The sequence below is a fragment of the Lentzea sp. CC55 genome, assembly GCF_021056325.1.
GTDB classification, from domain to species: Bacteria; Actinomycetota; Actinomycetes; order Mycobacteriales; family Pseudonocardiaceae; genus Lentzea; species Lentzea jiangxiensis.
The window spans coordinates 68,664-92,898 of the sequence record NZ_JAJCXE010000017.1; the positions used below are offsets into that span (position 1 = coordinate 68,664).

At 71.4% G+C, this 24,235-nt stretch carries 19 protein-coding genes; 14 read left to right on the forward strand and 5 right to left on the reverse strand.

Annotated elements, in window-relative coordinates; genetic code table 11:
• Positions 1-53 precede the first annotated feature (53 nt).
• Genes L6E10_RS11025 through L6E10_RS11035 form a run of 3 tightly spaced genes read right to left on the reverse strand, consistent with a single transcriptional unit; the run spans position 54 to position 4,850 of the window.
• Entirely contained in the window at positions 54-2,528 is a 2,475-nt protein-coding gene (locus tag L6E10_RS11025; RefSeq protein WP_236219374.1) for a DUF3488 and transglutaminase-like domain-containing protein, read from the reverse strand.
• Position 2,529: 1 nt separating this feature from the next.
• Positions 2,530-3,795 (reverse strand): DUF58 domain-containing protein, encoded by a 1,266-nt coding sequence (locus L6E10_RS11030; RefSeq protein ID WP_236219376.1) that lies wholly within the window; start codon positions 3,793-3,795, stop codon positions 2,530-2,532.
• Between the two features lie 2 nt (positions 3,796-3,797).
• Complete coding sequence (locus L6E10_RS11035) at positions 3,798-4,850, reverse strand: AAA family ATPase (RefSeq protein WP_374236336.1); 1,053 nt, start codon at positions 4,848-4,850, stop codon at positions 3,798-3,800.
• Positions 4,851-5,256: 406 nt separating this feature from the next.
• Here L6E10_RS11035 and mraZ point away from each other — a divergent pair, with 406 nt between their 5' ends.
• The 5 genes from mraZ to L6E10_RS11060 all read left to right on the forward strand — a co-directional run bounded on the left by mraZ (position 5,257) and on the right by L6E10_RS11060 (position 10,684).
• A complete protein-coding gene (mraZ, locus tag L6E10_RS11040) occupies positions 5,257-5,688 on the forward strand; it encodes a division/cell wall cluster transcriptional repressor MraZ (RefSeq protein WP_030471832.1) in 432 nt (143 codons plus the stop codon).
• A 167-nt stretch (positions 5,689-5,855) separates the two neighbouring features.
• Positions 5,856-6,809: a 16S rRNA (cytosine(1402)-N(4))-methyltransferase RsmH gene (gene rsmH, locus L6E10_RS11045; protein ID WP_236219378.1), complete on the forward strand. Its 954-nt coding sequence runs from the start codon at positions 5,856-5,858 to the stop codon at positions 6,807-6,809.
• Positions 6,806-7,393: a hypothetical protein gene (locus L6E10_RS11050; protein WP_236219379.1), complete on the forward strand. Its 588-nt coding sequence runs from the start codon at positions 6,806-6,808 to the stop codon at positions 7,391-7,393. Before rsmH ends, L6E10_RS11050 begins: the two co-directional genes overlap by 4 nt.
• Positions 7,393-9,303, forward strand: coding sequence for a penicillin-binding protein 2 (locus L6E10_RS11055; protein ID WP_236219381.1), 1,911 nt, complete (start codon positions 7,393-7,395; stop codon positions 9,301-9,303). Before L6E10_RS11050 ends, L6E10_RS11055 begins: the two co-directional genes overlap by 1 nt.
• Before the next feature lie 304 nt (positions 9,304-9,607).
• Entirely contained in the window at positions 9,608-10,684 is a 1,077-nt protein-coding gene (locus tag L6E10_RS11060; protein ID WP_236219383.1) for a putative glycoside hydrolase, read from the forward strand.
• Here the strand turns inward: L6E10_RS11060 and L6E10_RS11065 are convergent.
• Positions 10,618-11,430 carry a universal stress protein gene (locus tag L6E10_RS11065; RefSeq protein ID WP_236219385.1) on the reverse strand — a complete coding sequence of 271 codons (813 nt, stop codon included), beginning with the start codon at positions 11,428-11,430 and terminating at the stop codon, positions 10,618-10,620. The genes L6E10_RS11060 and L6E10_RS11065 overlap by 67 nt on opposite strands.
• Before the next feature lie 210 nt (positions 11,431-11,640).
• Here L6E10_RS11065 and L6E10_RS11070 point away from each other — a divergent pair, with 210 nt between their 5' ends.
• The 8 genes from L6E10_RS11070 (at position 11,641) to L6E10_RS11105 (ending at position 21,887) form a co-directional block, all read left to right on the forward strand.
• The gene (locus L6E10_RS11070) at positions 11,641-13,167 is read left to right on the forward strand and encodes a UDP-N-acetylmuramoyl-L-alanyl-D-glutamate--2,6-diaminopimelate ligase (protein WP_236219387.1); all 1,527 of its coding nucleotides are present in this window, start codon (positions 11,641-11,643) and stop codon (positions 13,165-13,167) included.
• Positions 13,164-14,624 carry a UDP-N-acetylmuramoyl-tripeptide--D-alanyl-D-alanine ligase gene (gene murF / locus L6E10_RS11075; RefSeq protein WP_236219388.1) on the forward strand — a complete coding sequence of 487 codons (1,461 nt, stop codon included), beginning with the start codon at positions 13,164-13,166 and terminating at the stop codon, positions 14,622-14,624. The genes L6E10_RS11070 and murF overlap by 4 nt, the downstream gene beginning before the upstream one ends.
• Positions 14,621-15,706 carry a phospho-N-acetylmuramoyl-pentapeptide-transferase gene (gene mraY, locus L6E10_RS11080; RefSeq protein WP_090095618.1) on the forward strand — a complete coding sequence of 362 codons (1,086 nt, stop codon included), beginning with the start codon at positions 14,621-14,623 and terminating at the stop codon, positions 15,704-15,706. The genes murF and mraY overlap by 4 nt, the downstream gene beginning before the upstream one ends.
• 4 nt (positions 15,707-15,710) lie before the next feature.
• Positions 15,711-17,084, forward strand: coding sequence for a UDP-N-acetylmuramoyl-L-alanine--D-glutamate ligase (murD, locus tag L6E10_RS11085; RefSeq protein ID WP_236219390.1), 1,374 nt, complete (start codon positions 15,711-15,713; stop codon positions 17,082-17,084).
• Positions 17,085-17,150: 66 nt separating this feature from the next.
• On the forward strand, positions 17,151-18,620 hold the full coding sequence (gene ftsW / locus L6E10_RS11090) for a putative lipid II flippase FtsW (protein ID WP_374236342.1): 1,470 nt from the start codon (positions 17,151-17,153) through the stop codon (positions 18,618-18,620).
• Positions 18,621-18,658: 38 nt separating this feature from the next.
• Positions 18,659-19,762, forward strand: coding sequence for an undecaprenyldiphospho-muramoylpentapeptide beta-N-acetylglucosaminyltransferase (gene murG, locus L6E10_RS11095; protein ID WP_236219392.1), 1,104 nt, complete (start codon positions 18,659-18,661; stop codon positions 19,760-19,762).
• Positions 19,759-21,141, forward strand: coding sequence for a UDP-N-acetylmuramate--L-alanine ligase (gene murC / locus L6E10_RS11100; protein ID WP_308102773.1), 1,383 nt, complete (start codon positions 19,759-19,761; stop codon positions 21,139-21,141). Before murG ends, murC begins: the two co-directional genes overlap by 4 nt.
• Positions 21,138-21,887, forward strand: a complete 750-nt coding sequence (locus L6E10_RS11105) for a cell division protein FtsQ/DivIB (RefSeq protein ID WP_236219394.1) — start codon at positions 21,138-21,140, stop codon at positions 21,885-21,887. The genes murC and L6E10_RS11105 overlap by 4 nt, the downstream gene beginning before the upstream one ends.
• A 166-nt stretch (positions 21,888-22,053) precedes the next feature.
• Here L6E10_RS11105 and L6E10_RS40260 read toward each other — a convergent pair whose 3' ends face one another.
• Positions 22,054-22,179 carry a hypothetical protein gene (locus L6E10_RS40260; RefSeq protein ID WP_275676393.1) on the reverse strand — a complete coding sequence of 42 codons (126 nt, stop codon included), beginning with the start codon at positions 22,177-22,179 and terminating at the stop codon, positions 22,054-22,056.
• Positions 22,180-22,727: 548 nt separating this feature from the next.
• On the opposite strand from L6E10_RS40260, the gene ftsZ reads away from it, so the two are divergent.
• Positions 22,728-24,086 (forward strand): cell division protein FtsZ, encoded by a 1,359-nt coding sequence (ftsZ, locus tag L6E10_RS11110; RefSeq protein ID WP_236219396.1) that lies wholly within the window; start codon positions 22,728-22,730, stop codon positions 24,084-24,086.
• Positions 24,087-24,235 lie beyond the last annotated feature (149 nt).

Sequence of the window (24,235 nt, forward strand, 5' to 3'; positions counted from 1 at the left end):
CCCGCCCCCGACAGGGGAGCGGGCCCATCGCTTTTGCCTTCCCGGACTCCCCGTCAGACCCCGGCGGGCTCGCGCTCGGGCGTCTCCGCCACCGGTGCCGGGGCGGGCCTGAGCACCGACTTCGGAAACAGCCTCGCCCGCAGCGACAGCGGGGCGTTCTTCTTCAGCGACTGCCTCACCGCGGCCAGCGCACCTGGCAGGCCCGCGTCCGCGACCGGGTTCGCGCTGTACCAGGACCGTTCGATCGATCCCACCACGGACCGCAGCCCGTCCCTGCCCGCCTCGTCCAGGTTGTGCTCGCGCGCCAACCGGCGGGCGGCCGTCCTGATCGTCTCGGCCGCCGGCACCGCCGCGCCGCGGTCGATCGACTCCGCCATGAGTTCGCTCCACGCGGCCGTGGCCGCCCCCGGACCGAGCGCCGCCACGGCGTGCAGGTGGTTGCGCCGCCGCACGCCGCGCACCAGCAGCGGTGTCAGCACGACACCCGCCAGCACCAGCACCGCCGCGAGCCACCACGAGAGCAACGCCGCCGCGAGGACCACGCCTATCAGCCACAACCCGGCGACGGCCGGTATGAGCAGCTTGCGCGCCCACGACACGCCCAGCAGACCGGCGCCGATCACGCCGAGCAGCGCCAGCACGAGGAACGCCGACAGCAGCGCCGCCAGCAGCAGCACCACGCCCAGCGCCCACAGGTGCCACGGCGGCGGCCCCTCGGCCTGCGCCTGCGGCAGCCCCTGGTCGCCGTCCTCGCCGTCGGGCGAGGCGGACGCCTGGGCCGAGCCGGACGTGGACGGCGCCACCGACTCGGTCGTCGTCTCGGCGGTCGGCACCTCCTCGCCGCCCGGCGCGGTCTCGCGCAGGTACGGCGGCACGACGCCGCGGCCGTCGGAGATCGGGGTCGGGTCGAAGGTCATCCAGCCGTGGTTCGGGAAGAAGATCTCGACCCACGCGTGCGCGTCGTCCGTGCTGATCACGCGGTAGGCGTTGTCCGCGGCGGCGACACCGGCGGTGAAGCCGATCGCCACGCGCGAGGGCAGGCCGACCACGCGCGCCATCACGGCCATCGCGGAGGCGAACTGCTCGCAGTAGCCGACCTTGCTCCTGAGCACGAAGTCGGTCAGCGCGTCCCTGTTGACGTCGCCCTGCGTCTTGAGCTCGTACTTGAAGTCGGTGGTGGGGCTGTTGAAGAACTCGGTCAGCTTGGCGGCCTTGTCGAAGTCGTTGGTGGCGCCCTCCACGATCTTGTTCGCGAGGTCGACCACCTCCTGCTCGACGCCGTCGAACTTGTAGTACTCGGACTCGACCGCGTTCTTCTGCGAGGGCGCCAGCCGCAGCGCCTGCTTGGTGGGCGTCGACAGGACCGCGTCGATCTCGTAGGACGCCGGTTCGCGCTCCCGCTCGGTGTAGATGACGCCCTTCTTGGCGTCGAAGCGGTAGTCGTCGTCCGGGGTGTCGATGCGACGCACGGCGCCGTAGGTCGGCAGCCAGAAGCTCCGCCAGTCGCGCGGCTCGATGTTGATCCGCGTCGTCTTGCCCTCGCCGCGGTCACCCGCCTGCGGGGGCAGCTCACCGCGCGCCGGCTGGCCACCGGGCGGGGTGCCGCGTTCCCAGCCCTTGTTCGGCACGTACTGCGCCAGCGTCGACGCCCGCATGTACGTCTGCTCCGGCAGGCCGCGCACGTAGAACACCTCGGCGGGCCTGCCGCGGTTGAGCATGCCGCGCAGCGACGTCATCTCGCTCAGCCCGATGCCGCCCTTGCCGCCACCACCGGAGCCGCCGCCGGGGAGCCTGCCGACCGTGCCGACGACCGTGAAGCCGGCCCCGACGAGCAGCGCGATCACCATCGCGATGCTCGCCACCGTCGTCGCCGACCCGCCGGACCCGCTCGCCGACCCGGACCCGAGCCGGCCGCGCCAGGCCTCGTGCCGGTGCTGGCCGTCGACCGCGAGCAGCATCGCGAACGCGGCCGCTCCCAGCACGAACGTCCAGAACGGCAGCATCTCGTCGGCCAGCGACGCGGGCACCGCGAACACGCACAGCAGCACCAGCCCGGACGCCGCCGGAGCGGCCGCCGCCACGGCGAGGGTGTCGACCAGCACCGCGACCAGACCGATCGCGAGCACCACGAGCGCCTGGATCGCGGGCGACGCGTGCACCGGGGGCACCCCGGTCTGCACCTGCGCCACCGACTCCGCGAGCACGTCGCCGAGGTCGCCCAGCGCCTCGGGGCCGGGGATGAACAGGAAGATGCCCGATCGCGTGTGCAACGCGGTGAGCAGGCACAGCAGCACGAAGACCTGGGCGATCGCCACCAGGGGCGGCGTCAGCCTGGTCGCGCGCAGGAACGCCCCGGTCACGGTGATCGCGACGATCACCACGCCGATGCGCACGAGCCACAGGTCGCCCTCGATGACCCCGGACAGCGCGGTCGACGCGCACAGCACGGCCAGAGCGGCGATCCACGGCGTCGCCGAGGTGAACCACTCAGGCTCGGTGCCCTTCGCTGGAGCGGAACGGCTCCCCATCTCAGCCCACCTCCGAGCGCACCGACGGACCCCGGTTGCCGGCCGAGGCGCACAACTCCTGCCACACCTGCTGCATCGACGCGGCCGGCTTCGCGATCGCCACGCCCCAGCCCGCGCCGGCCAGCATCCGCCGCGCGTCGTCGGGGTCGGGCGCCGAGGCGTCCGTGCCCCCGGACCACGCGTTGACGTCGAGCAGCACGGCCAGGCTGCGCATGCCACGCGGCCGGTACCGGATGAGCTCCTCGACCGAGGCGGGGGACACGCCGCCCAGCACCGCGATGACCTCCTGGCCCGCGCCGGGGTCGATTCCGCCGCTCAGCTCACGGCGGTGCGAGCCCTGCAGCGCGGCGAGCGAGTCCAGCACCACGTGGTCGCTGTGCCCGCCGTCGGCCGACCCGCCCGCGAGCACCCGCCCGTCCTCGGCGACCAGGCGGACCTGGTGGCCGAAGTGGTGCAGGTGCAGGCAGATCGACGCCACGAACGAGATCGCCCATTCGAGCGAGGCCGTCGGTCCGCTGCCACGGTGCGCGTGCACCCGGTGGTCGAGCAGCACCGTCGTGCCGCCGCGCCACGGGCGTTCCTCGACGCGCACCATCAGCTCGTCGCGCCGGGCCGTCGACCGCCAGTGGACCTTCCGCAGGTCGTCGCCCTGGCGGTACGGCCGCACCACCGCGTCGTCCTCGCCCTGACCGGCGCGCAGCCGCACCGAGCCGTCGTCACCCGCGCCCATGCCGGACCCGCCGGGCAGCCCGGCCAGCCGGACGACGCGGGGCACCACGACCAGGCGCGACCGGCCCGCGAGCTCGCGGTCGAACTCGGCGAGGCCGAACGGGTCGGTGATCCGCGCCATCAGCGGGCCGACCTGCTGGACGCCGCGCATCACCGGCTTGAGCGGGTAGCGCAACGTCGTGGGCGTGTTGCGGGGCAGCCGCTCCACCAGGAACCGCGGCCGCGCGCCCAGGGCGTACGGCACGGTGTCCTCGAGCATCAGGCCGCCCGTGGGCAGCCTGCCGGTGCTGCGCAGGTCGAGCTTCACCTCGGAGGCGGCGCCGACCGGCACCCGGCTCGGAGCGAGGTACCGGGCGGCGTGCAACCCCACCCTGGCCCTCGTCGCGAGCCACGCGGCCAGCAGCGGCAGCGCGATGACGAAGGCCGCCACCCGCAGCAGGTCGCGCTCGTTCAGCACGGCGGCGCACACTCCGGCGGCGAACCCCGCGGCCAGCAAGCATCTTCCGCGTGTGGTCAGACCGGAGAGTGCGGTGCGCATCGTTAGCGTGGCGTCCCTGCGTTGTTGTTGTTCATGCTGCGGACGAACGCCGCGCTCGGGTCGAGTGCCGCCGTCGGCACCGGCACCCGCTGCAGCAGCGCCCTGATCAGCTCGGCGGGGGACCGGCGGGCGGCCTGCGCCTCGGCGGTCAGCACCAGGCGGTGGGCGAGCACCGGGATCGACACCGCGTGGATGTCGTCCGGCACCACGAAGTCGCGACCGGCGAGCGCCGCCTGCGCGCGGGCGGCGCGGACGAGGTGCAGCGTGGACCGCGGGGACGCGCCCAGCCGCAGCTCCGGCAGCCGGCGCGTGGCCGACACCAGGTCGACCGCGTACCGGCGGACCTCGGGGGACAGGTGCACCCGGCGCACGGCCTCGATCAGCCGCAGGATCTGCGCCGCGTCCGAGACGGGCCGCAGGTCGTCGAGCGGGTTGTGGCCCGCGTGCTCGTCGACCATCGCGAGCTCGGCCTGCGGGTCCGGGTAGCCGATCGACACGCGCGCGGTGAACCTGTCGCGCTGCGCCTCCGGCAGGGCGTAGGTGCCCTCCATCTCCACGGGGTTCTGCGTCGCGATCACCATGAACGGCGACCCCAGCGGGTACGTGTTCGCGTCGACCGTGACCTGGTGCTCCTCCATGCACTCCAGCAGCGCGGACTGCGTCTTGGGGGAGGCGCGGTTGATCTCGTCGCCGACCACGATGTTCGCGAAGATCGGGCCCGGCCGGAACTCGAAGTCGTTCTCCTGCCGGTTGTAGATGGACGAGCCGGTGATGTCGCTCGGCAACAGGTCCGGCGTGAACTGCACGCGGCTCACGGTGCAGTCGATCGAACGGGCAAGCGCTTTCGCCAGCGAGGTCTTGCCGACACCCGGCACGTCCTCGACCAGCAGGTGCCCTTCGGCGAGCAGCGTCACGAGGGCGAGACGGACCACGTCGGGTTTGCCGACGAGCACCCTTTCGACGTTGGCGGCGATCCGCTGGACGGCGCCGTGAAGCTCCCCCAGAACCTGATCGACCGGCGCGTGGCTGTTCGCGCTTGGGCTTCCCGGCGTCACTAAACCTCCAGCAGCCGTGTCCGGAACACGGACGTGTGAGCGTTTCACGCAGTGTGTCAAACCACGGCTAAGTGCCCTACACCTGCGGGCCGCATCGGGTTCGCTCCACCAGTTTCCACCTTCCCCCACCAACGCGCCCAAACTCCGGGTTTCGACGGAAATTTGTACGCCGTTCGAGTGCTTTACGGGGGCTGAACCCTCACCCGCGAAGGTGGTGCCGCACGAGTTCCCCCACCGTCCCCCCACCTCGCTCCACGTCGTCTACCAGCGGAAACAGGCTGCGGCATGGCGTGTAAACACCTGTTTCATCGTTGACTGTGGTGAAAAGTGGGGTACTGTGGCGGCCGGTGGGGCAGACGGGGGCTCCACTGCCGGTCTCGTCGTCCGGCAAGGGAGGTGGCTGCCGATGTTCCTCGGCACTCACTACCCGCGCCTGGATGACAAAGGTCGGCTGACACTGCCTGCGAAGTTCCGGGACGAGCTGGCGGGAGGTCTCATGGTCACCAAGGGCCAGGACCACTGCCTGTACGTGTTCCCCCGGGCTGAGTTCGAGCAGATGGCGAGGAAGGTCGCCGAGGCGCCGTTCACCAACGACGCCGTACGCGCCTACCAGCGGTATCTGTTCGCAGGTACGGACGAGCAGCGTCCGGACGGTCAGGGCCGCGTCTTGATCGCACCGGAACTGCGCCGGTATGCCGGGCTGACCAAGGAGTGCGTGGTCGTCGGCGCGTTCACCAGGTTGGAGATCTGGGACGCGGCGGCCTGGCAGACCTATCTCGAAGAGCACGAGGACGGCTACGCCACTGCTCGCGAGGAGGTCATACCGGGCGTCTTCTGATGGCGGTCAGCCGAGCAACAGGCCGGATGTTCCACACGCGACTCGGGTGCCGTGAGGCCTCGGTCCGCTCGAGTATCGGCCCTGGCGCACCTTCCCCGGCGCCAGGTTCGACGGGCGGGCGGGGACCTGACGTCACCCGATCGCGCATTAAGGGGAGTAGAGGGACGATGGATCAGCCGCGGCACGTTCCGGTGCTGCTGGACCGCGTCCTGGAACTCTTCGCCCCGGCGTTGCGGGGCAGGCCCGCCGTCGTCGTCGACACGACGCTCGGCATGGGCGGCCACTCCGACGCGCTGCTCGGCGCCCACCCGGAGCTCACGCTCATCGGGCTCGACCGCGACCCGCAGGCCATCGAGATGGCGGGCAGGCGGCTGGCGCGCCACGGCGACCGGGTCCACCTCGTCAACGTCACGTACGACCACATCGACGAGGCCGTCGCCGACCTCGGGTACTCGCGCGTCGACGGTGTGCTGATGGACCTCGGCGTGTCCTCGCTGCAGCTCGACGAGAAGGAGCGCGGCTTCGCGTACTCGAAGGACGCCCCGCTCGACATGCGGATGTCCAAGGGCACCGGCATGACGGCGGCGGACGTGTTGAACACGTACTCCCACGGCGACCTCGCCCGGATCCTGTCCACCTACGGCGAGGAGCGGTTCGCGGGCAAGATCGCCTCGGCCGTGCTCAAGGAACGCGAGAAAGAACCGTTCACCAACTCCGGGCGGCTCGTCGAGCTGCTCTACGCCGTCGTGCCCGCGGCTTCGCGGCGCACGGGCGGGCACCCGGCGAAGCGCACGTTCCAGGCGCTCCGCATCGAGGTCAACGGGGAGCTGGAGTCGCTGCGGCTGGCCCTGCCGGCCGCGCTCGGCGTGCTGGGCGTGGGCGGGCGGATCGTCGTCGAGTCCTACCAGTCCCTCGAGGACCGGATGGTGAAGCAGGCCTTCGCCGAGCTCGCGAAGTCGAAGACCCCGCCGGGCCTGCCGGTCGAGCTGCCGGGCCACGGGCCCGAGATCAAGTTGCTCACGAGGGGCGCGGAGCTCGCGTCGGAGCAGGAAATCGAGGACAACCCGCGCGCGGCGCCGGTGCGCCTGCGCGCGGCGGAGCGGATCGGAGAACCGAGATGACGGCACCCGCACGCGTCGGCGGGCCGTCGCCCCGCGACCCCTCCAGGAACAAGCACAAGGACAAGGACAAGGCGCGCCGCCGCACCGCCGGTGCCGAACGCGCCTACGCGCGGCGGGCCCAGCGCGCCCAGAACCTGCGCAGCGGTTCGGCCGCTCCGCAGAAGGCCGTGTCCAAGGCGCCGTTCGTCGTGCTCGTGATGCTCGTGCTGGGCGCGGGCGTCGCCGGGATCATGTACTTCTCCACGCAGGCCGCCGCGGACACGTACCGCCTGCAGGAGGCGCGCGCCGAGGCCGAGAAGCTGACGCTGCAGATGGAGCAGCTGCGCCGCGAGGTGGCGCTGCTCGAGTCGCCGACCGACCTCGCGCGCCGGGCCACCGAGATGGGCCTCGTCGAGCCGCCGAGCCCGGCGCGGCTGCGGCAGAACCCGGACGGGTCGATCGAGGAGTTCGGCAAGCCGAGCGCGCCGACCAAGCCGACGCCGACCCCGCCGCCGTCCCCCGAGACGCCTCCGCCGCCGTCCGGTGAGCAGCCGCCGGCGGGCCAGACGCCTCCCGCCGGCCAGACGCCTCCGGCGGGTGGCTGATGCCGGGTCCGCAGTCGAAGGGGTCGCGCCGCCCGCTGTCGGTGCGCGGCGCTCGCCCGGCCACGCGCCTGGGCGGCAACAGCAGGGTGCGCATCGCCGTCGGACGCATCCTGCTGATCGGCGCGTTGCTGATCGCGGGCGTGAAGCTCGTGCAGGTGCAGGGCATCCAGGCCGACGAGCTGTCGCAGCAGGCGCAGAAGCAGCGCACGACGCGGCAGGACATCCCCGCCGAGCGCGGCTCCATCCTGGACCGCAACGGCAACCAGCTCGCGTTCTCGATCGAGGTGCGCGCGCTCTACATCCTTCCGCAGCGCGCCCGCAAGACGTGGGACGACGCCCGCGCCGCCAAGCCCGCGGACCACCCGCTGTCCTACGACGACCACGCGCGCGAGATGGCGAAGTTCATCTCGTCGACGCTGGGCCCGGAGGTCAACGGCGAGAAGACCGACGAGGAGACGATCTACCGGCAGCTCGTGCAGGACATCAGCTACGAGGTCCTGGTGAGCGAGGCCGAGCCGGCCAAGGCCGCGAAGATCGTCGAGAAGTACCCGGCGGAGATCGGCTCGGAGTACCGCTCCAAGCGCATCTACCCCAACGGTGAGCTGGCCTCGAACGTCATCGGCGCCGCCAACTGGCGCCAGGACGAGAAGCCGCCGACCACCCAGGGCATCCTCGGCCTGGAGAGCGCGCAGGACAACCTGCTCGCCGGCCGCATGGGCCGCCGCATCGTCGACACGATGTCGGGCGACGACACCGTCGTCATCCCGAACACCGAACGCGAGCTCGTGAAGCCGCAGCCGGGCAAGAGCCTCGAGCTGACGATCGACATCGACACCCAGTACGCCGTGCAGCGCATGGTCACCGACTACGCGAAGAAGTCGGGTGCCAAGAACGCGTCGGCGGTCGTGCTGGACAGCCGCACCGGCGAGATCGTCGCCATGGCCAACGACAAGACCTACGACCCGGCCGACTTCGGCAAGTCCTCGGAGGACCAGCGCCGCAACGGCGCGGTCTCGTCGAACTTCGAACCCGGCTCGGTGAACAAGATCGTGACGGCCGCCGCCGCCATCGAGTTCGGCCTGTTCAAGCCGGACGACGTGCTGCAGGTGCCGGGTTCGATCAAGGTCGCCGACCGCGTGATCCGCGACGCGTGGACGCACGGCACCGTGCCGATGTCGTTCACCGGCGTCTTCGCGAGGTCGTCGAACGTCGGCACCCTGCAGGCCGCGCAGCAGGTCGGCCAGGAGCGCTACGCCGAGATGCTGCAGAAGTTCGGCCTCGGCCGCCGCACCCAGTCCGGTGTGCCCGCGGAGGAGTCCGGTGTCGTGCCGCCGCTGAACCAGTGGTCCGGCTCGACCTTCGGCAACCTGCCGATCGGCCAGGGCCTGTCGATGACGCTGCTGCAGATGACCGGCATGTACCAGGCCATCGCCAACGACGGCCTGCGCATCCCGCCGCGCCTGATCCGCGCCGAGATCGGCGAGGAGGGCGCGCGGTCGGAGAAGCCGCGCCCCGAGGGCGTGCGCGTGGTGTCGCCGGAGACCGCGAAGACCGTCCGGGACATGTTCCGCTCGGTGACGCAGTCCGATCCGCGCGACGCGAACCAGAACGGCACCGGCAAGGCGGCGGCGCTGCCCGGCTACCAGATCGCGGGCAAGACCGGCACGGCGCAGCAGATCGACCCGGTCTGCAAGTGCTACTCCCAGTCGCAGTACTGGATCACGTTCGCCGGCATCCTCCCCGCCGACAACCCGCGCTACGTCGTCGGCATCATGCTCGACGCGCCGAACGGCACCCCGTTCAGCTCGTCGGCCGCGCCGTTGTTCCACGACATCGCGGCCTACCTGACGCAGCGGTTCCAGGTGCCGATGTCGGCGGAGCAGACGCCGTTCGTGCAGCTGCAGATGTAGGTGACCTGAGCCACGCCCAGGCGTGACAACAGGACAACAAGCTGTTCATGTGAACAAAAAATCGAAATGAGACGCGAACCATCACGTCTGATGCTCTTGAACCGGGGCATGAGGCGAGATGGGGTTCTGCGTGTCTTCCGCCATAAATCTGATTTTGGCGGGAGTCCTGGCGGTGACTCCCGTTCCCGCTGTTCAGCAAGCTGAGGAAGGATCAGTCGTCCACTCGTTCTGGCTCCACCTGAACGGCACTCCCGTTTCCGGCGAAATGATCGAGCTGGAAGCGCAAAGGCGTTCATACGTCGTTGTGAACGCCTGGGAAAAGGGCCTCGCGGCGAAGTTCAAAGCGGCCAACCCGAAGATCAGGACGTTCGTCTACAAGGACCTCTCCTCGACCCGCGGCTACGCCTGCGAGAACGGTGTCGACGACGCCGACCTCCCCACCGGCGTCGGGTACTGCGAGGCGGACCCCTCCTGGTTCCTGCGCGGCGCCGACGGCCGGCGGTTCGAGTACGAGGGCTACCGCGACCACTGGCAGATGGACGTCGGCAACACCGACTACCAGAACGCCTGGGCCGAGAACGTGGTCGCGTCCTCGGCGAAGGCGTTCGACGGCGTGTTCATGGACAACGCGCTGTTCGCCTGCGACACCTACCACCCCGGCGCCTGCCCGGCGGCGTACCCGACCGACGCGGCGATGCGCGAGGCGTACGTCTCGATGCTCGCGAACACGAGGCAGAAGTTCGTCGACGCGGGTCTCGAGACCGTCGCGAACCTGTCCGACGCGCGCCTGCACGAGGGCGCCTGGGACTCCTACGTCGACCACCTCGACGGCGGCTTCGACGAGTGGTGGCTGACCTTCGGCGACACCGACCTGCTCTCCGAGTACCCGCAGGGCTGGAGCAGGCAGATCGCGCAGATCACCGCGAACGAGGCCAGGGGCAGGACCACCTGGGTGCAGCCGCACCACAGCGGCGCCGAACAGCCGTTCCGCTACGCGTTCGCGAGCTACCTGCTCGCCGCCGGGTCCCGCACGGCGATCTCCGAGATCGAGCAGACCGACCGCTACGACACCCCCTCGCCGTGGCGCGCCGAGTACGACTGGGACCTCGGCGACCCGCTCGGCCCGCACCGCGAGGTGGCGGAGAACGTGCACCGGCGCGACTTCGAGTGCGGCACGGTGATCGTCAACGCGAACAGGACCAGCAGCGCTCCCGTCACCGTGACGCTCTCCGAGAGTCAGAAGAACGAGCGCGGTGTGCCGGTCAGCTCCGTGGCGTTGCCGGGGACGAGCGGATCCGTGCTGCGCAAGGCCTGTCAGGGCGTGCGGTCGTCGTGCACCGGCTCCGGCCGGGCGACCATCACCGGGCACGAGGCGTGGTAGAGCGCCGCCCGCGTGATGAGCCCGACCCCGTCGTGCTGTCCGCCGCGACCCACCACGACGAGGTCGGAGTCCAGATCGGCCAGGGCCTCGTGCGGGTGGCGTGACTCCACCAGGACCTCGGGGGTCAGCTCGGGGGCCGTGGTGCGCAGCAGCAGCACCGCCCGGCGCACCGCCGCCTCGTCGCGCGGCGCGGTCCCGCCGTGCTGGGCCGGCGGGTGGACGTGCAGCAGCCGCAGCGACGCCCGGCGGGTGCGGCAGAGCTCGACCGCGCGCCGCAGCACGACCGCGTCCTCGCACCCGCCGACGGCCGCGGTGACCCAGCCGTACTCGCCGCGGATCGCCTTCGGGCGGCCGCGGACGACCACGACGCCGCACCGCGCGCGGCGCAACACCGGGAGGACGAGGGACCCCAGACCCAGGCTGCGGTGCTGTTCTCCTCTGCACCCCAAGACCAAGGTCGCACTGGAGTCCGACGCCCCCACCAGTGCGGCCACCGGGTCGTCGCCGCTCGGGCGGAAGTGCGCGGTGAGCATCGGGAGCCGTTCCAGGACCCGCTGGACCGTCGTGTCGCCGGGGTCCGCGAGGTACACCTGGAGGTCCGTCCTGAGCGACCACGCGTGGCGCGCCGCCCATTCGAAAGCGTGGTACGCGGGTTCGGACGTGTCGACGCCGACCGTCACGGACCGGCTGAAATCGGGGGACCAGAAGGAGAACCTCCTGGGATCGACCGCCGTACGAGTTCTCATCGCCGCCTCCTGCCGCCCTCAACTCCACCGCAGGCGCACGTGCGCTCACAGGGCACTAAGTCACGAAGCGGGCAGGAACTTGTTCGGCCGGACGGGCTCGCCCGCGAGGACCAGCGCGAACGGCCACCCGAACGGTCGACAACCGCCGATCATCACCCGAACGCCAACGCGCCGCCAGGGCGCCGCGCGCCCGCCGGTAGCCTCTTGCCCGTGCCTGCCAAGCTCGAGGGCAAGGTCGCGACCGCCCCGCCCCGCCCCAACGCCATCCGCCCTGCTTCCGTGGCTGCTCTCGCCGCGGTCGCCGACGTGCACCTGACCAGGCCGGCGCATGCCGACGTCCAGGTGACGGGGGTGACTCTGCGTGCACAGCACGTGATCGCAGGGGACCTCTACGCGGCGCTGCCCGGCGCCCACGTGCACGGTGCCGACTTCGCCGAGACGGCGATCGCGAACGGCGCCGTCGCCGTGCTGACGGACGAGGCCGGAGCCGCCCGCGACTCGCTCAAGGACGTGCCCGTGCTCATCCACCCGCGACCTCGCGAGGTCGTGGGCCTGCTCGCCGCGCACGTCTACGGACAGCCGTCGACGAAGGTCAAGCTGTGGGGGGTCACCGGCACGTCCGGCAAGACCACCACCACGTACATGATCGAGTCGGTGCTGCGCGCCGCCGGGAGGAACACCGGCCTGATCGGCACGGTCGGCACCCGCATCGGCACCGAGCAGCTCGACAGCTCGCACACGACGCCCGAGGCGCCGGACCTGCAGGCGCTGTTCGCGGTCATGGCCGAGCGCGGCGTCACCGACGTGGCGATGGAGGTGTCGAGCCACGCGCTGCACATGGGCCGCGTCGCCGCCACCGAGTTCGAGATCGGCGCGTTCACGAACCTCAGCCAGGACCACCTCGACTTCCACGCCGACATGGAGGAGTACTTCCAGGTCAAGGCGCAGCTGTTCGACGGCCGCGCGCGCAAGGAGGTCGTCTGCGTCGACGGCGAGTGGGGCCCGAGGCTCGTCAAGGACACGACGATCACCGTCTCCACCACCGGGCCCGCCGACTGGACCGCGAGCGACGTCGTCGTCAGCGCGACCGGCGAGCAGACGTTCACCGCGCACGGTCCGGACGGCGACATCGAGATCCACCTCCCGCTCGCCGGCAGCTTCAACGTCGCCAACGCCCTGCTCGCCATCGCCTGCCTGCACGTCGAGGGCGTCGCGGCCGAGGCGATCCGGGAAGGCCTGAGCACCGTCGGGGTCCCCGGCCGCATGCAGCGCGTCGACGAGGGCCAGGACTTCACCGCCGTCGTCGACTACTCCCACAAGCCCGCCGCCGTGGCGCTCGCGCTGGACGCCGTGCGCGCCAAGACCGACGGCCGCGTGATCGTCGTGCTGGGCTGCGGTGGCGACCGCGACCGGGCGAAGCGCCCGCTGATGGGCGAGGCCGCCGCGGAACGCGCCGAGGTGTTGATCATCACCGATGACAACCCGAGGAGCGAAGAAGCGTCCTCCATTCGGGCCGCCATGCTCGAAGGCGCTCTCGCCGCCGCGAACCGGGGCGAGGTGCTGGAGATCGGCGACCGGAAGCTCGCGATCGAGAAGGCCGTCGAGCTGGCACGTCCGGGGGACGTCGTCGTGGTCGCGGGCAAGGGGCACGAGACGGGACAGGAGATCGCCGGCGTGGTCCACCCGTTCTCGGACGTCGAGACGCTGACCGCCGCCATCAGAGAGGCGCACCGTTGATCGCACTCACGCTCGCCGAGATCGCTGAGATCGTCGGCGGACGCCTGCACGCCACCGACGGCAGTCCGGTGGTCACCGGCACCATCGAGTTCGACACCCGCAAGATCACCGAAGGCGGCCTCTTCCTGGCGCTGCCCGGCGAACGCGTGGACGGCCACGACTTCGCCGCGCGGGCCGTGGCCTCGGGCGCCGCCGGTGTGCTGGCGGGCCGGGAGGTCGACGCCCCCGCGGTGATCGCGCCGCCGGTGCCGACCAGGCACGCCAACGCCTACGTGCTCGCCGGCGACGCGAACGGCGAGGGCGCCGCGGTGCTCGAGGCGCTGGCCAAGCTCGCCCGCCACGTCACGGACCGCCTGCGGGACCTGACGATCATCGGCATCACCGGCTCGGCGGGCAAGACGTCCACGAAGGACCTCATCGCCCAGGTGCTGCGGCCGGTCGGCGACGTCGTGGCGCCGCCGGAGTCGTTCAACAACGAGCTGGGCCACCCGTGGACCGCGCTGCGCTCGACCGAGGACACCCGGTTCCTGGTGCTGGAGCTGTCCGCGCGCGGCATCGGCCACATCGCGAACCTGTGCGAGGTCGCCCCGCCGAAGTTCGGCGCGGTGCTCAACGTCGGCACGGCGCACCTGAGCGAGTTCGGTTCCCGCGAGGGGATCGCGCAGGGCAAGGGCGAGCTGGTCGAGTCGCTGCCCGAGGACGGCGTCGCCGTCCTCAACGCCGACGACCCCCTGGTCGCCGGCATGGCGAGCCGCACGAAGGCCAAGGTCGTCCTCGTCGGGGAGAACCCGAAGGCCGACGTCCGCGCCGAGAACATCGTGCTGGACGAGCAGGCCCGTGCGAGCTTCACGCTGAAGACGGCGCGGGGCGACGCCGAGGTCAAGCTCGCGGTCAACGGCACGCACCAGGTCGCCAACGCACTGGTCGCCGCCGCGATCGCGCTCGAGCTCGGTGCCACGCCGGAGGAAGTGGCCCGGCGGCTCGGCAGCGCGCAGAGGGTTTCCGCGCACCGCATGGTCATCACGGACCGCGCGGACGGCGTGACCGTGATCGACGACGCCTACAACGCGAACCCCGACTCCGTGCGGGCGGCGTTGAAGGCGCTGGCGTCGATCGCGCGCTCCACCACGCCCGCGCGCCGCAGCTGGGCCGTCCTCGGCCCGATGGCGGAGCTGGGCGACGACGCGGTGCGCGAGCACGACGAGATCGGCCGTTTGGTGGTGCGTCTGGACATCAGCAAGCTGGTCGTCGTCGGTGAGGCGGCCCGGCCGATGCACCAGGGCGCGCACCTGGAAGGATCTTGGGGCGACGAATCCGTCGCAGTGCCGGACGCCGACGCCGCTGTCGCGTTGCTCCAGGGGGAAGTCCGGCCCGGTGACGTAGTGCTGGTCAAGGCATCCAACGCCTATCGCCTGTGGCGCATTGCCGAGGCCCTGCTGGAGGCAGGAACCAAGTGAAGAGCATCCTGATCGCGGCAGCGATCGCCCTCGCGGTGTCGATCCTGCTGACGCCCTACCTGATCAAGATCTTCTCCCGGCAGGGCTTCGGCCAGGAGATCCGCGAGGACGGTCCGCAGCACCACAAGACCAAGCGCGGCACGCCGACCATGGGTGGCCTCGCCATCCTGGTCGCGATGTGGGCCGGCTACCTCGGCACGCACCTCGTGAACTCGATGTCGGCCTCGGCGTCCGGGCAGACCCCGACGGCGTCGGGCCTGCTCGTGCTGATGCTGACGACCTCGCTGGGGCTCGTCGGCTTCCTCGACGACTTCATCAAGATCCGCAAGTCCCGCAACCTGGGCCTGAACAAGACCGCGAAGCTGGTCGGCCAGTTCATCGCGACGATCACGTTCGCGATCCTGGTGCTGCAGTTCCCGAACAAGGACGGCCTGACGCCCGCGTCGGTCAACCTGTCGTTCGTCCGCGACATCACCGTGGTCTCGTTCGGCGTCATCGGGTTCATCGTCTTCTGCTACGGCATGGTCGCCGCGTGGTCGAACGCCGTGAACCTGACCGACGGCCTCGACGGCCTCGCCGGCGGCTCGTCCGCCATGGTGTTCGGCACGTACGTCGTGATCTCGTTCTGGCAGTGGCGCTACAACTGCTCGAGCTACGCCGTCGCCGGCTGCTACGACGTCCGCGACCCGCTGGACCTCGCGGTGATCGCCGCGGCCGCGATGGCCGGCTGCATCGGCTTCCTCTGGTGGAACGCCGCCCCCGCCAAGATCTTCATGGGTGACACCGGCTCCCTCGCGCTCGGCGGCCTCGTCGCCGGTCTCGCGATCGCCACCCGCACCGAGCTGCTGATGATCGTCATCGGTGGTCTGTTCGTGGTCGAGGCCCTGTCGGTGGCGTTGCAGGTCGCGGTCTTCCGCACCTCACGACGGCGCCTGTTCCGCATGGCGCCGTTCCACCACCACTTCGAACTGGCCGGCTGGGCGGAAACCACGGTCATCATCCGGTTCTGGTTGATGGCGGGCATCTGCTGCATGTTCGGTCTCGGTGTCTTCTACAGCGAGTGGCTGACGGGCGGGTTCTAGGACGATGACGAAGCTGGCCGGGATGAAGGTGCTGGTCGCCGGTGCTGGAGTGACCGGCCGGTCCGCCGCGGAGGCGTTGCTCGCCGCGGGCGCCGAGGTCGTGGTGACGGACTCGTCCGCCGACCGCCTCGCGGCGCTCGAGACGCTGCTCGAAGGCGTGGAGCTGGTGCCGGGCCTCGCCGAACCGCCCGCCGGCACGGCGCTGGTGGTCACGAGCCCGGGCTGGCCGCCGTCGAGCCCGCTGCTCGCGGCCGCGGCGTCGGCGGGCGTCGAGGTGATCGGCGAGGTCGAGCTGGCCTGGCGGATGGCCGCCGAGCTGGCCGACCCGCCGGTGTGGCTCGCGGTGACGGGCACCAACGGCAAGACGACCACGGTCGGCATGCTGGAGTCGATCCTGCACGCCGCCGGTGCGGACGCCGTGGCCTGCGGCAACGTCGGCCTGCCCGTCGTGGACGCGCTGCTGGCCGGCCGCCGGGTGCTCGCCGTGGAGCTGTCGAGCTTCCAGCTGCACTGGGCGCCGTCGGTGCGCCCGCAGGCGGGCGCGCTGCTCAACCTCGCCGAGGACCACCTCGACTGGCACGGCGGCATGCGGGCCTACGCGCAGGCGAAAGCCCGCGTCCTCACCGGTGACGTGGCGATCGGCTGGCTCGACGACGACCTGGTCGTCGACCTGCTCGAGGAAGCTCCCGCGCGTGACCGCGTCGGGTTCACGCTGGAGGAGCCGGAACCCGGTCAGCTCGGCGTGCGCGACGGCTGGCTGGTCGACCGCGCGTTCGCCGACGACGAGCCGCTGGTCGAGGTCGCGAAGATCCGCCCGGCCGGCCCTCCCGGCATCGCGGACGCTCTCGCCGCCACGGCCCTTGCGCGCGCGTACGGCGTTCCGTCCGAGGCCGTGCGCGAAGGCCTGGAAGCGTTCGAACCGGCCGCGCACCGCGCCGTGCTGGTCACCGTCGACGCGGCGGACGTCCAGTACGTCAACGACTCGAAGGCGACGAACCCGCACGCCGCGGTGGCCTCGCTGCGGGCTTTCGACAGCGTCGTCTGGATCGCGGGCGGGCTGCTCAAGGGCGCGTCGGTCGAGGACATGGTGCGCACGGAGGCCCACCGGCTGCGCGGAGCCGTGCTGATCGGCGCGGACCGCCAGGTGATCGCGGACGCACTGGCGAAGCACGCGCCGGACGTGCCGGTGCGCGTGCTCGACGTCGCCGGGGCCGGCGAGCCGATGCAGGCCGTGGTCCGCGCGGCGCAGGAACTGGCGCGGCCCGGCGACACCGTGCTGCTCGCGCCCGCCGCCGCGTCGATGGACATGTTCAACGACTACGCGCACCGCGGGGTGGCGTTCACGGACGCCGTGAAGAGCCTCACGGGCGGCCGGTAGGGTTCGAAACGGCGACACGCCCCAGGAATCCCCGTTCGAGCGCTTGACACAGGAGACGATGATCTGGTGACCGTCGTCGCAGACAAGCCGGGAAACAAGCGGAAGGGCCGGCCCGCGGGCCGCGTCGGCTCCGTGCGCAGCGGGATGACCGCGTGGCTGGGCCGGCCGCTGGCCGACTTCCACCTCCTGCTCGCGATCTTCGGCATGCTCACCGTGCTCGGCCTGGTGATGGTGCTGTCGGCGTCGGCGCCGGGCCAGGTCGCCTCCGGGGTGTCCGCGTACAGCGTGTTCCAGAAGCAGCTGATCTACGTCTGCGTCGGCTCGGTGCTGTTCTGGCTGGTGCTGCGGTTCCCGCTGCGGCGGCTGCGGCACCTGTCGACGGCCGCGATGGGCATCGGCGTGCTGCTGCTGGCGCTGGTGCTGACGCCGCTCGGCGACGTCCGCGGTGGTGCCCGGTCGTGGTTCACCGTCGGGCCGATCTCGTTCCAGCCCATCGAGGCCGTGAAGCTCGCGCTGGCGTTGTGGGGCGCGCACGTACTGGTCACCAAGCGGGCGCTGCTGTCGCAGTACCGGCACCTGCTGGTGCCCGTCGTCCCCGTCGCGATGCTGGTGTTCGCACTGGTCATGCTGCAGCCCGACCTCGGCGGCACCATCACGCTCGGCGTGGTGCTGATCAGCCTGCTGTGGTTCGTCGGCGCCCCGATGAGGCTGTTCGGCGTGATCGCCGGTGGCGCGGTGGTGGGTGCCGGCGTGCTCGCCATCGGTGCCGCGTACCGCCTGCAGCGCGTGACCACGTTCCTCAACCCCGACGCCGACCCGCTGGGCGCGGGTCTGCAGGCGCGGCAGGCGATGTTCGCGCTCGCCGAGGGTGGCTTGTTCGGCAAGGGGCTCGCGCGGGGCAGCTCGCAGTGGCGGTACCTGCCCAACGTCGAGTCGGACTTCATCTTCGCCGTCATCGGCGAGGAGCTCGGGTTCGTCGGCTGCGGCCTGGTGCTGGCGCTGTTCGGCGGGCTCGCGTGGGTGGGCCTGCGGATCGCCGCGCGCAACACCGACCCGTGGATCCGGATCGTGGCCGCGACGCTGACGGTGTGGCTCGTCGCGCAGGCCGCGATCAACATCGGCTACGTCGTGCGGCTGCTGCCCGTCACGGGCATCACGCTGCCGATGATCTCCTCCGGCGGCACGTCGATCGTCACGACCATGGTGGTGTTCGGCATCCTCGCGAACTGCGCCCGGCACGAGCCCGAGGCCGTGTCGGCGCTGCGGTCGCTCGGCCCCGGCCGCGTCGGCGGGCTGCTGCGGCTGCCCGCGCCCGAGGCGTACCGGCCGCCGCCCAAGCGCAAGCCCGTCCGCCCGTCCACGCCGCCCCGCGCACCGGGACGCAGCAGGACGCAGCAACTCCCGGTGGTCGACGAACGTCGTGTGGCCGGGCGGTCCGCTCCGCCCTCGGAGTACCGTCGCCGCGAAACGCGGCGGGTGAACCAGGGCCGCTCCGAGCAAGGCAGGTCGACCCGCGGTCGCGGGCGGTACAACTGAGTCGAATTTCCTGAGTTCAACACAACCGGAGGCAAGTCTTGACCGGGCACCCCGCCCCCAGTGGTCCGTGCGTCGTGGTCGCCGGCGGTGGCACCGCCGGACACATCGAGCCGGCACTGGCGCTGGCCGACGCGGTCATGCGGCTGCGGCCGGACGCGCGCGTCGTCGCGCTCGGCACCGAGCGCGGCCTCGAGAGCAAGATCGTTCCGGCTCGCGGGTACCCGCTGGAGCTGATCCCGCCGGTGCCGATGCCCCGCAAGCCCACGCTGGACCTGCTGAAGCTGCCGCTGAACGTGCGCAGTGCCGTGAAGCAGACGCGTGAGGTGCTGGAGCGCGTCGGCGCCGACGTCGTCGTCGGTTTCGGCGGCTACGTGGCGCTGCCCGCGTACCTGGCCGCGCGGGGCCGCGTGCCGATCGTCGTGCACGAGGCCAACGCGAAGGCCGGTCTCGCGAACAAGGTCGGCGCCAAGTTCGCCGAGCACGTCGCGGCGGCGGTGCCGGACTCCGGCCTGGCCGACGCGCAGATCATCGGCATCCCGCTGCGCCAGTCGATCACGACGCTGAACCGCGCCGCGCTGCGCGACGAGGCGCGCCGCTTCTTCGGCCTCGACCCGCACGCGCCGACGCTGCTGGTGTTCGGCGGTTCGCAGGGCGCGCGCTCGATCAACGAGGCCGTGGCGCCCGTGGCGGCCGAGTTCGCCCGTGCCGGCGTCGGCGTGCTGCACGCGTACGGACCGAAGAACACCGTTGCGGTGCAGCAGGTTCCCGGCCGGCCGCCGTACGTCCCGGTGCCGTACCTGGAGCGCATGGACCTCGCGTACGCCGCCGCGGACGCCGTGCTGTGCCGTTCCGGCGCGATGACCGTCGCCGAGGTGTCGGCCGTCGGTCTGCCGGCGGTGTTCGTGCCGCTGCCCATCGGCAACGGTGAGCAGGCACTGAACGCCGGTCCCGTCGTCGCCGCCGGTGGTGGCCTGCTGGTGCCGGACGAGGAGCTGACGCCCGAGAAGGTCGCGTCGCTCGTCGTCCCGCTGGTGGCCGACCGCGACCGGCTGGCCCGGATGTCCGCCGCGACGCTCGGCACCGGCCGTCGCGAGGCGGACGAGGTCCTCGCCCGCACCGTGCTGGATGTGATCAAGAAGTGAGCCTCGAACGCGTGCACCTCGTCGGCATCGGTGGTGCCGGCATGAGCGGTATCGCCCGCATCCTGCTGGCCCGCGGCGTGCAGGTGTCCGGATCGGACGCCAAGGACTCGCGGACCGTGCTGGCCCTGCGCGCCCAGGGCGCGCGGATCGCCGTCGGCCACGACGCGGCGAACCTCGACCAGCTCGTCGGCGGTCCGACCGAGGTCGTGGTGTCGACCGCGATCAAGGACACGAACCCGGAGTACGCGGCGGCCCGCGAGCGGGGCATCACCGTGCTGCGCCGCGCCGAAGCGCTTGCGGCGCTGATGGAAGACCACCGGGTCGTGTGCGTCGCCGGAACGCACGGCAAGACGTCGACCACGTCGATGCTGACCGTGGCGTTGCAGCACTGCCGGCTCGACCCGTCGTTCGCGATCGGCGGCGACCTCAACGAGTCCGGCGCCAACGCCCACCAGGGCACCGGCGGCGTCTTCGTCGCGGAGGCCGACGAGTCCGACGGCTCATTCCTGTACTTCTCGCCGTCGGTCGCCGTCGTGACGAACGTCGAGGCGGACCACCTCGACCACCACGGCACCGTCGAGGCCTACACGGCCGTGTTCGACTCGTTCCTGGAGCGGATCCAGCCCGGTGGCGTCCTGGTGTCCTGCGCGGACGATCCCGGTGCCGTCCGGCTGGCCGCCGAGGCCCGAGCGCGCGGGATCCGCGTGCGCGAGTACGGACGTTCGGCCACCGACGCGCGTCTGGTCGACTACAAGCCGCTCGAGTCCGGTGGTCTCGCGTCGGTCGAGGTCGACGGCGTCGCGCTCGAGGTCCGGGTCGCGGTGCCGGGTGAGCACATGGCGCTGAACGCCGTGGCCGCTCTGCTGGCCGGACTGGAGCTCGGCGCGGACCAGGCGGGCATGCTCGGAGGCCTCGCGGCGTTCGGTGGCGTGCGGCGGCGGTTCGAGTTCAAGGGCCGTGGCGGTGGCGTGTCGGTCTACGACGACTACGCGCACCACCCGACCGAGGTCGACGCACAGCTGCGCGCCGCCCGTCCGGTCGCCGGTGCCGGCCGGGTCGTCGTGGTGTTCCAGCCGCACCTGTACTCCCGGACCCGCACGTTCGCGACCGAGTTCGCCGCCGCGCTGTCGCTGGCGGACGAGGTCGTCGTGCTGGACGTCTACGGCGCCCGCGAGGAGCCGGAGCCGGGCGTGACGGGTGCGCTGGTCGCCGACCAGGTCACGGCTTCGGTGCACTACGAGCCGTCGTTCGACCGCGTGCCGTCGCTGGTGGCCTCGCTGGTGCGCGAGGGAGACCTGGTGGTGACGATGGGCGCGGGCGACGTGACGATGCTCGGCCCCGAGATCGTCACCGCGCTGGCCGGCGAAGAGCAGGCATGAGCGCCCCGGTTCGTGGCAGGTCCACGCGAGCTCGTCCCGCGAACCGGAGACCGAAGAGCGCCGAGTACCGGGCGCGGCGCAGGGTCATCCTGCGCCGCCGCCTGGTGGCGCTGCTGACGCTGGTGTCCGTCATCGCGTTGGTGTACTGCGTTTTCTTCACGCCGTTGCTGGGCGTCGCGCAGGTGCAGGTGCGGGGCAACTCGGTGCTCACCGAGGAAGAGGTCCGCGACATCGCGGCGGTCGAACCGGGCTCACCGCTGGTGCGGCTGGACCTCCAGGGCATCCACGACCGCGTCGCCGCCATCCCGCGCGTCGCCGCGGTGGAGGTCGAACGCCAGCTCCCCGGCACGGTCCGGCTGCTGCTCACCGAACGCAGCCCGGTCGGCTCGGTGAAGATGCCCGACGGCTTCCACCTCGTCGACTCGACGGGCAAGGACTACGCGATCGTGCCGGCGGCCGCTCCGGGCGTTCCCGAACTGGTGCTGACGCTGCCGTCGTCCTCGGACCCGGCCACGCGCGCCGTGGTCGGGGTGCTGAACGAACTGCCGGAGAAGCTGCGGCCCGACGTGGTGTCGGTGTCGGCCACCACCGGTGCCGACGTGAGGCTGACGCTGACCGGCGACCGCGTGGTGAAGTGGGGCAGCTCCGAGCTCACCCCGCGCAAAGCGGCCGTGCTGCTCGTGCTGCTGTCGAAGCCGGGCACGACCTACGACGTGTCGTCGCCGGACCTGGCCACGGTGTCGTAGTTCACCGGTTGCGTTGTCAGGCCCGGCGAACGACGTGTCGCCGGGCCTGAGCTGTGTCCTACGGGCGCGGCGTCCGCGGCCTCGACGGCGTCGGGAACCGGCGCGGACGGCGGTACTTCGACCGGGGGTTCGGTGGGGAGCACACGGGTTGTCCTGGGATCCGCCGCTAGCCGACCGGCCTCAGCCGCGTCAGCGCGGCTCGGACGACCAGGCTGCCGAGCCTGCTCGTGACGAGTTCCACCACGATCGCTGCCAAGACGAGCGAACGCACGGACGCGGGTGCGGGTGCCAAGACGTGCCTCCTGTGATGACGACTACCGTGCTCATCGGAGAGCCACCGGCGGTATTAGCCACAGGGATCGTTGTCACCCGAAGGAAGTACTCCAGGCAGCGTGGTGGCCCCTCGCCGCCGGTGAGCTGTCGGCGCCGACTCCACGGTCCGTGATCTCGAGGTACCTGAGCGGGCGGAATCCGTCTCGGTTGGTCATGCTTCCCGCGGCCCGGCGCGGTACTGCCGGCGGTCGCGGCTGATCACCGGAAAACGGGTGGAAGCGGCCAAAGCATGGGCGAGACGATCTCCGATAAGAGGTCCGACTACGCTTGGGGTGCGCCGTGCTCGTCATCGTGCGTACTGCTTGACGGCACGACCGGGGAGTAGTAGCGCACAGTGTTGGGACTCTGCGGCGTGGCTGCTGGACCGACGCACCGCCGGTGCTTACCGTCCAGCAGGAACATACGGGGTTGACATAACTCTGGACCTCGACGAGAGGTCGAGAGCGGCAATCCGGGTGGATCACACCCAGCACCACAGCGCGGACCACGATCAGGAAGGCGGATCCGATGACGCCCCCGCACAACTACCTCGCGGTGATAAAGGTCGTCGGCATCGGTGGTGGCGGCGTCAACGCCGTCAACCGCATGATCGAGGTCGGGCTCAAGGGCGTCGAGTTCATCGCGGTGAACACCGACGCGCAGGCCCTGCTGATGTCCGATGCCGACGTCAAGCTCGACATCGGCCGTGAGCTCACGCGCGGCCTCGGTGCCGGCGCGAACCCGGAGGTCGGCCACAAGGCCGCCGAAGACCACCGCGAGGAGATCGAGGAGGTCCTCAAGGGGGCCGACATGGTCTTCGTGACCGCCGGTGAGGGCGGTGGTACGGGCACCGGCGGCGCGCCGGTGGTGGCCTCGATCGCCCGCAAGCTCGGCGCGCTGACCATCGGTGTCGTGACGCGCCCGTTCTCCTTCGAGGGCAAGCGCCGCGCCAAGCAGGCCGAGGACGGCATCCAGGCCCTGCGCAACGAGTGCGACACGCTCATCGTCATCCCGAACGACCGGCTCCTGCAGCTGGGCGACATCGGTGTCAGCCTCATGGACGCCTTCCGCTCCGCGGACGAGGTGCTCCTCTCCGGTGTCCAGGGCATCACGGACCTGATCACGACCCCCGGTCTGATCAACCTCGACTTCGCCGACGTCAAGTCGGTCATGTCCGGTGCCGGCTCGGCGTTGATGGGCATCGGCTCGGCCCGCGGCGAGGGCAGAGCCGTCCAGGCCGCGCAGAAGGCGATCAACTCGCCGCTGCTGGAGGCCTCGATGGAGGGCGCGCACGGCGTGCTGCTGTCGATCGCCGGTGGCTCCGACCTGGGCCTCTTCGAGATCAACGAGTCCGCTTCGCTCGTGCAGGAAGCGGCGCACCCCGACGCGAACATCATCTTCGGTACGGTCATCGACGACTCGCTCGGCGACGAGGTCCGGGTCACGGTGATCGCGGCCGGGTTCGACGGCGGGGGACCGACGCACAAGAAGCTGGAGCCGACGGCGTTGTCCTCACCGCCCAGGACGGCTTCCGGGCCGATCGCGTCCGCTTCCGCCACGCCCGCGCCCGTGCAGCAGCCGGTGGCCCCGCCTCCGGTGCAGGCTCCGCCCGTCCAGGCCCAGCCGGTACAGGCTCAGCCCGTGCAGCCCCAGCCGGTGCAGGCCCAGCCGGTGCACGCTCAGCCTGCTCCGGTTCCGCCGGCTGAGGTCCGGTCGGTTCAGCAGCCCACCTCGGTGCCGCCGCAGCCGTCGCACTCGCAGGGGAACGGGTACATGCCTTCCGTTCCTCGGTCGTTGGCCCAGAACGGGTCGATTCCCTCCCGTCCCGTGCCGGTCACCGACGACCCGGACGACGAGGTCGACGTCCCGCCGTTCATGCGGCGGTGAGGATCGTCGGCTGATCTTGTTGGACCCCCTGAGTAGCGTTTGGGCTCAGGGGGTCTTCCTTTGGGGGGACGCCTGCGGCAGCTTGCTCTGGGGCGGGTTCGGGTCGTCTATGGGTGAGGGTTGGTCGGTGGGCGTCGGTCGGTGGGTGT

What these genes read in the sequence shown, in the direction of transcription:
- mraZ (WP_030471832.1), top strand. Translation starts at nt 5,257, where the DNA reads ATGTTCCTCGGCACTCACTACCCGCGCCTGGATGACAAAGGTCGGCTG.
- rsmH (WP_236219378.1), top strand. Translation starts at nt 5,856, where the DNA reads ATGGATCAGCCGCGGCACGTTCCGGTGCTGCTGGACCGCGTCCTGGAA.
- L6E10_RS11025 (WP_236219374.1), bottom strand. Translation starts at nt 2,528, where the DNA reads ATGGGGAGCCGTTCCGCTCCAGCGAAGGGCACCGAGCCTGAGTGGTTC.
- L6E10_RS11030 (WP_236219376.1), bottom strand. Translation starts at nt 3,795, where the DNA reads ATGCGCACCGCACTCTCCGGTCTGACCACACGCGGAAGATGCTTGCTG.
- L6E10_RS11050 (WP_236219379.1), top strand. Translation starts at nt 6,806, where the DNA reads ATGACGGCACCCGCACGCGTCGGCGGGCCGTCGCCCCGCGACCCCTCC.
- L6E10_RS11105 (WP_236219394.1), top strand. Translation starts at nt 21,138, where the DNA reads ATGAGCGCCCCGGTTCGTGGCAGGTCCACGCGAGCTCGTCCCGCGAAC.
- L6E10_RS11055 (WP_236219381.1), top strand. Translation starts at nt 7,393, where the DNA reads ATGCCGGGTCCGCAGTCGAAGGGGTCGCGCCGCCCGCTGTCGGTGCGC.
- murD (WP_236219390.1), top strand. Translation starts at nt 15,711, where the DNA reads ATGACGAAGCTGGCCGGGATGAAGGTGCTGGTCGCCGGTGCTGGAGTG.
- ftsZ (WP_236219396.1), top strand. Translation starts at nt 22,728, where the DNA reads ATGACGCCCCCGCACAACTACCTCGCGGTGATAAAGGTCGTCGGCATC.
- L6E10_RS11065 (WP_236219385.1), bottom strand. Translation starts at nt 11,430, where the DNA reads ATGAGAACTCGTACGGCGGTCGATCCCAGGAGGTTCTCCTTCTGGTCC.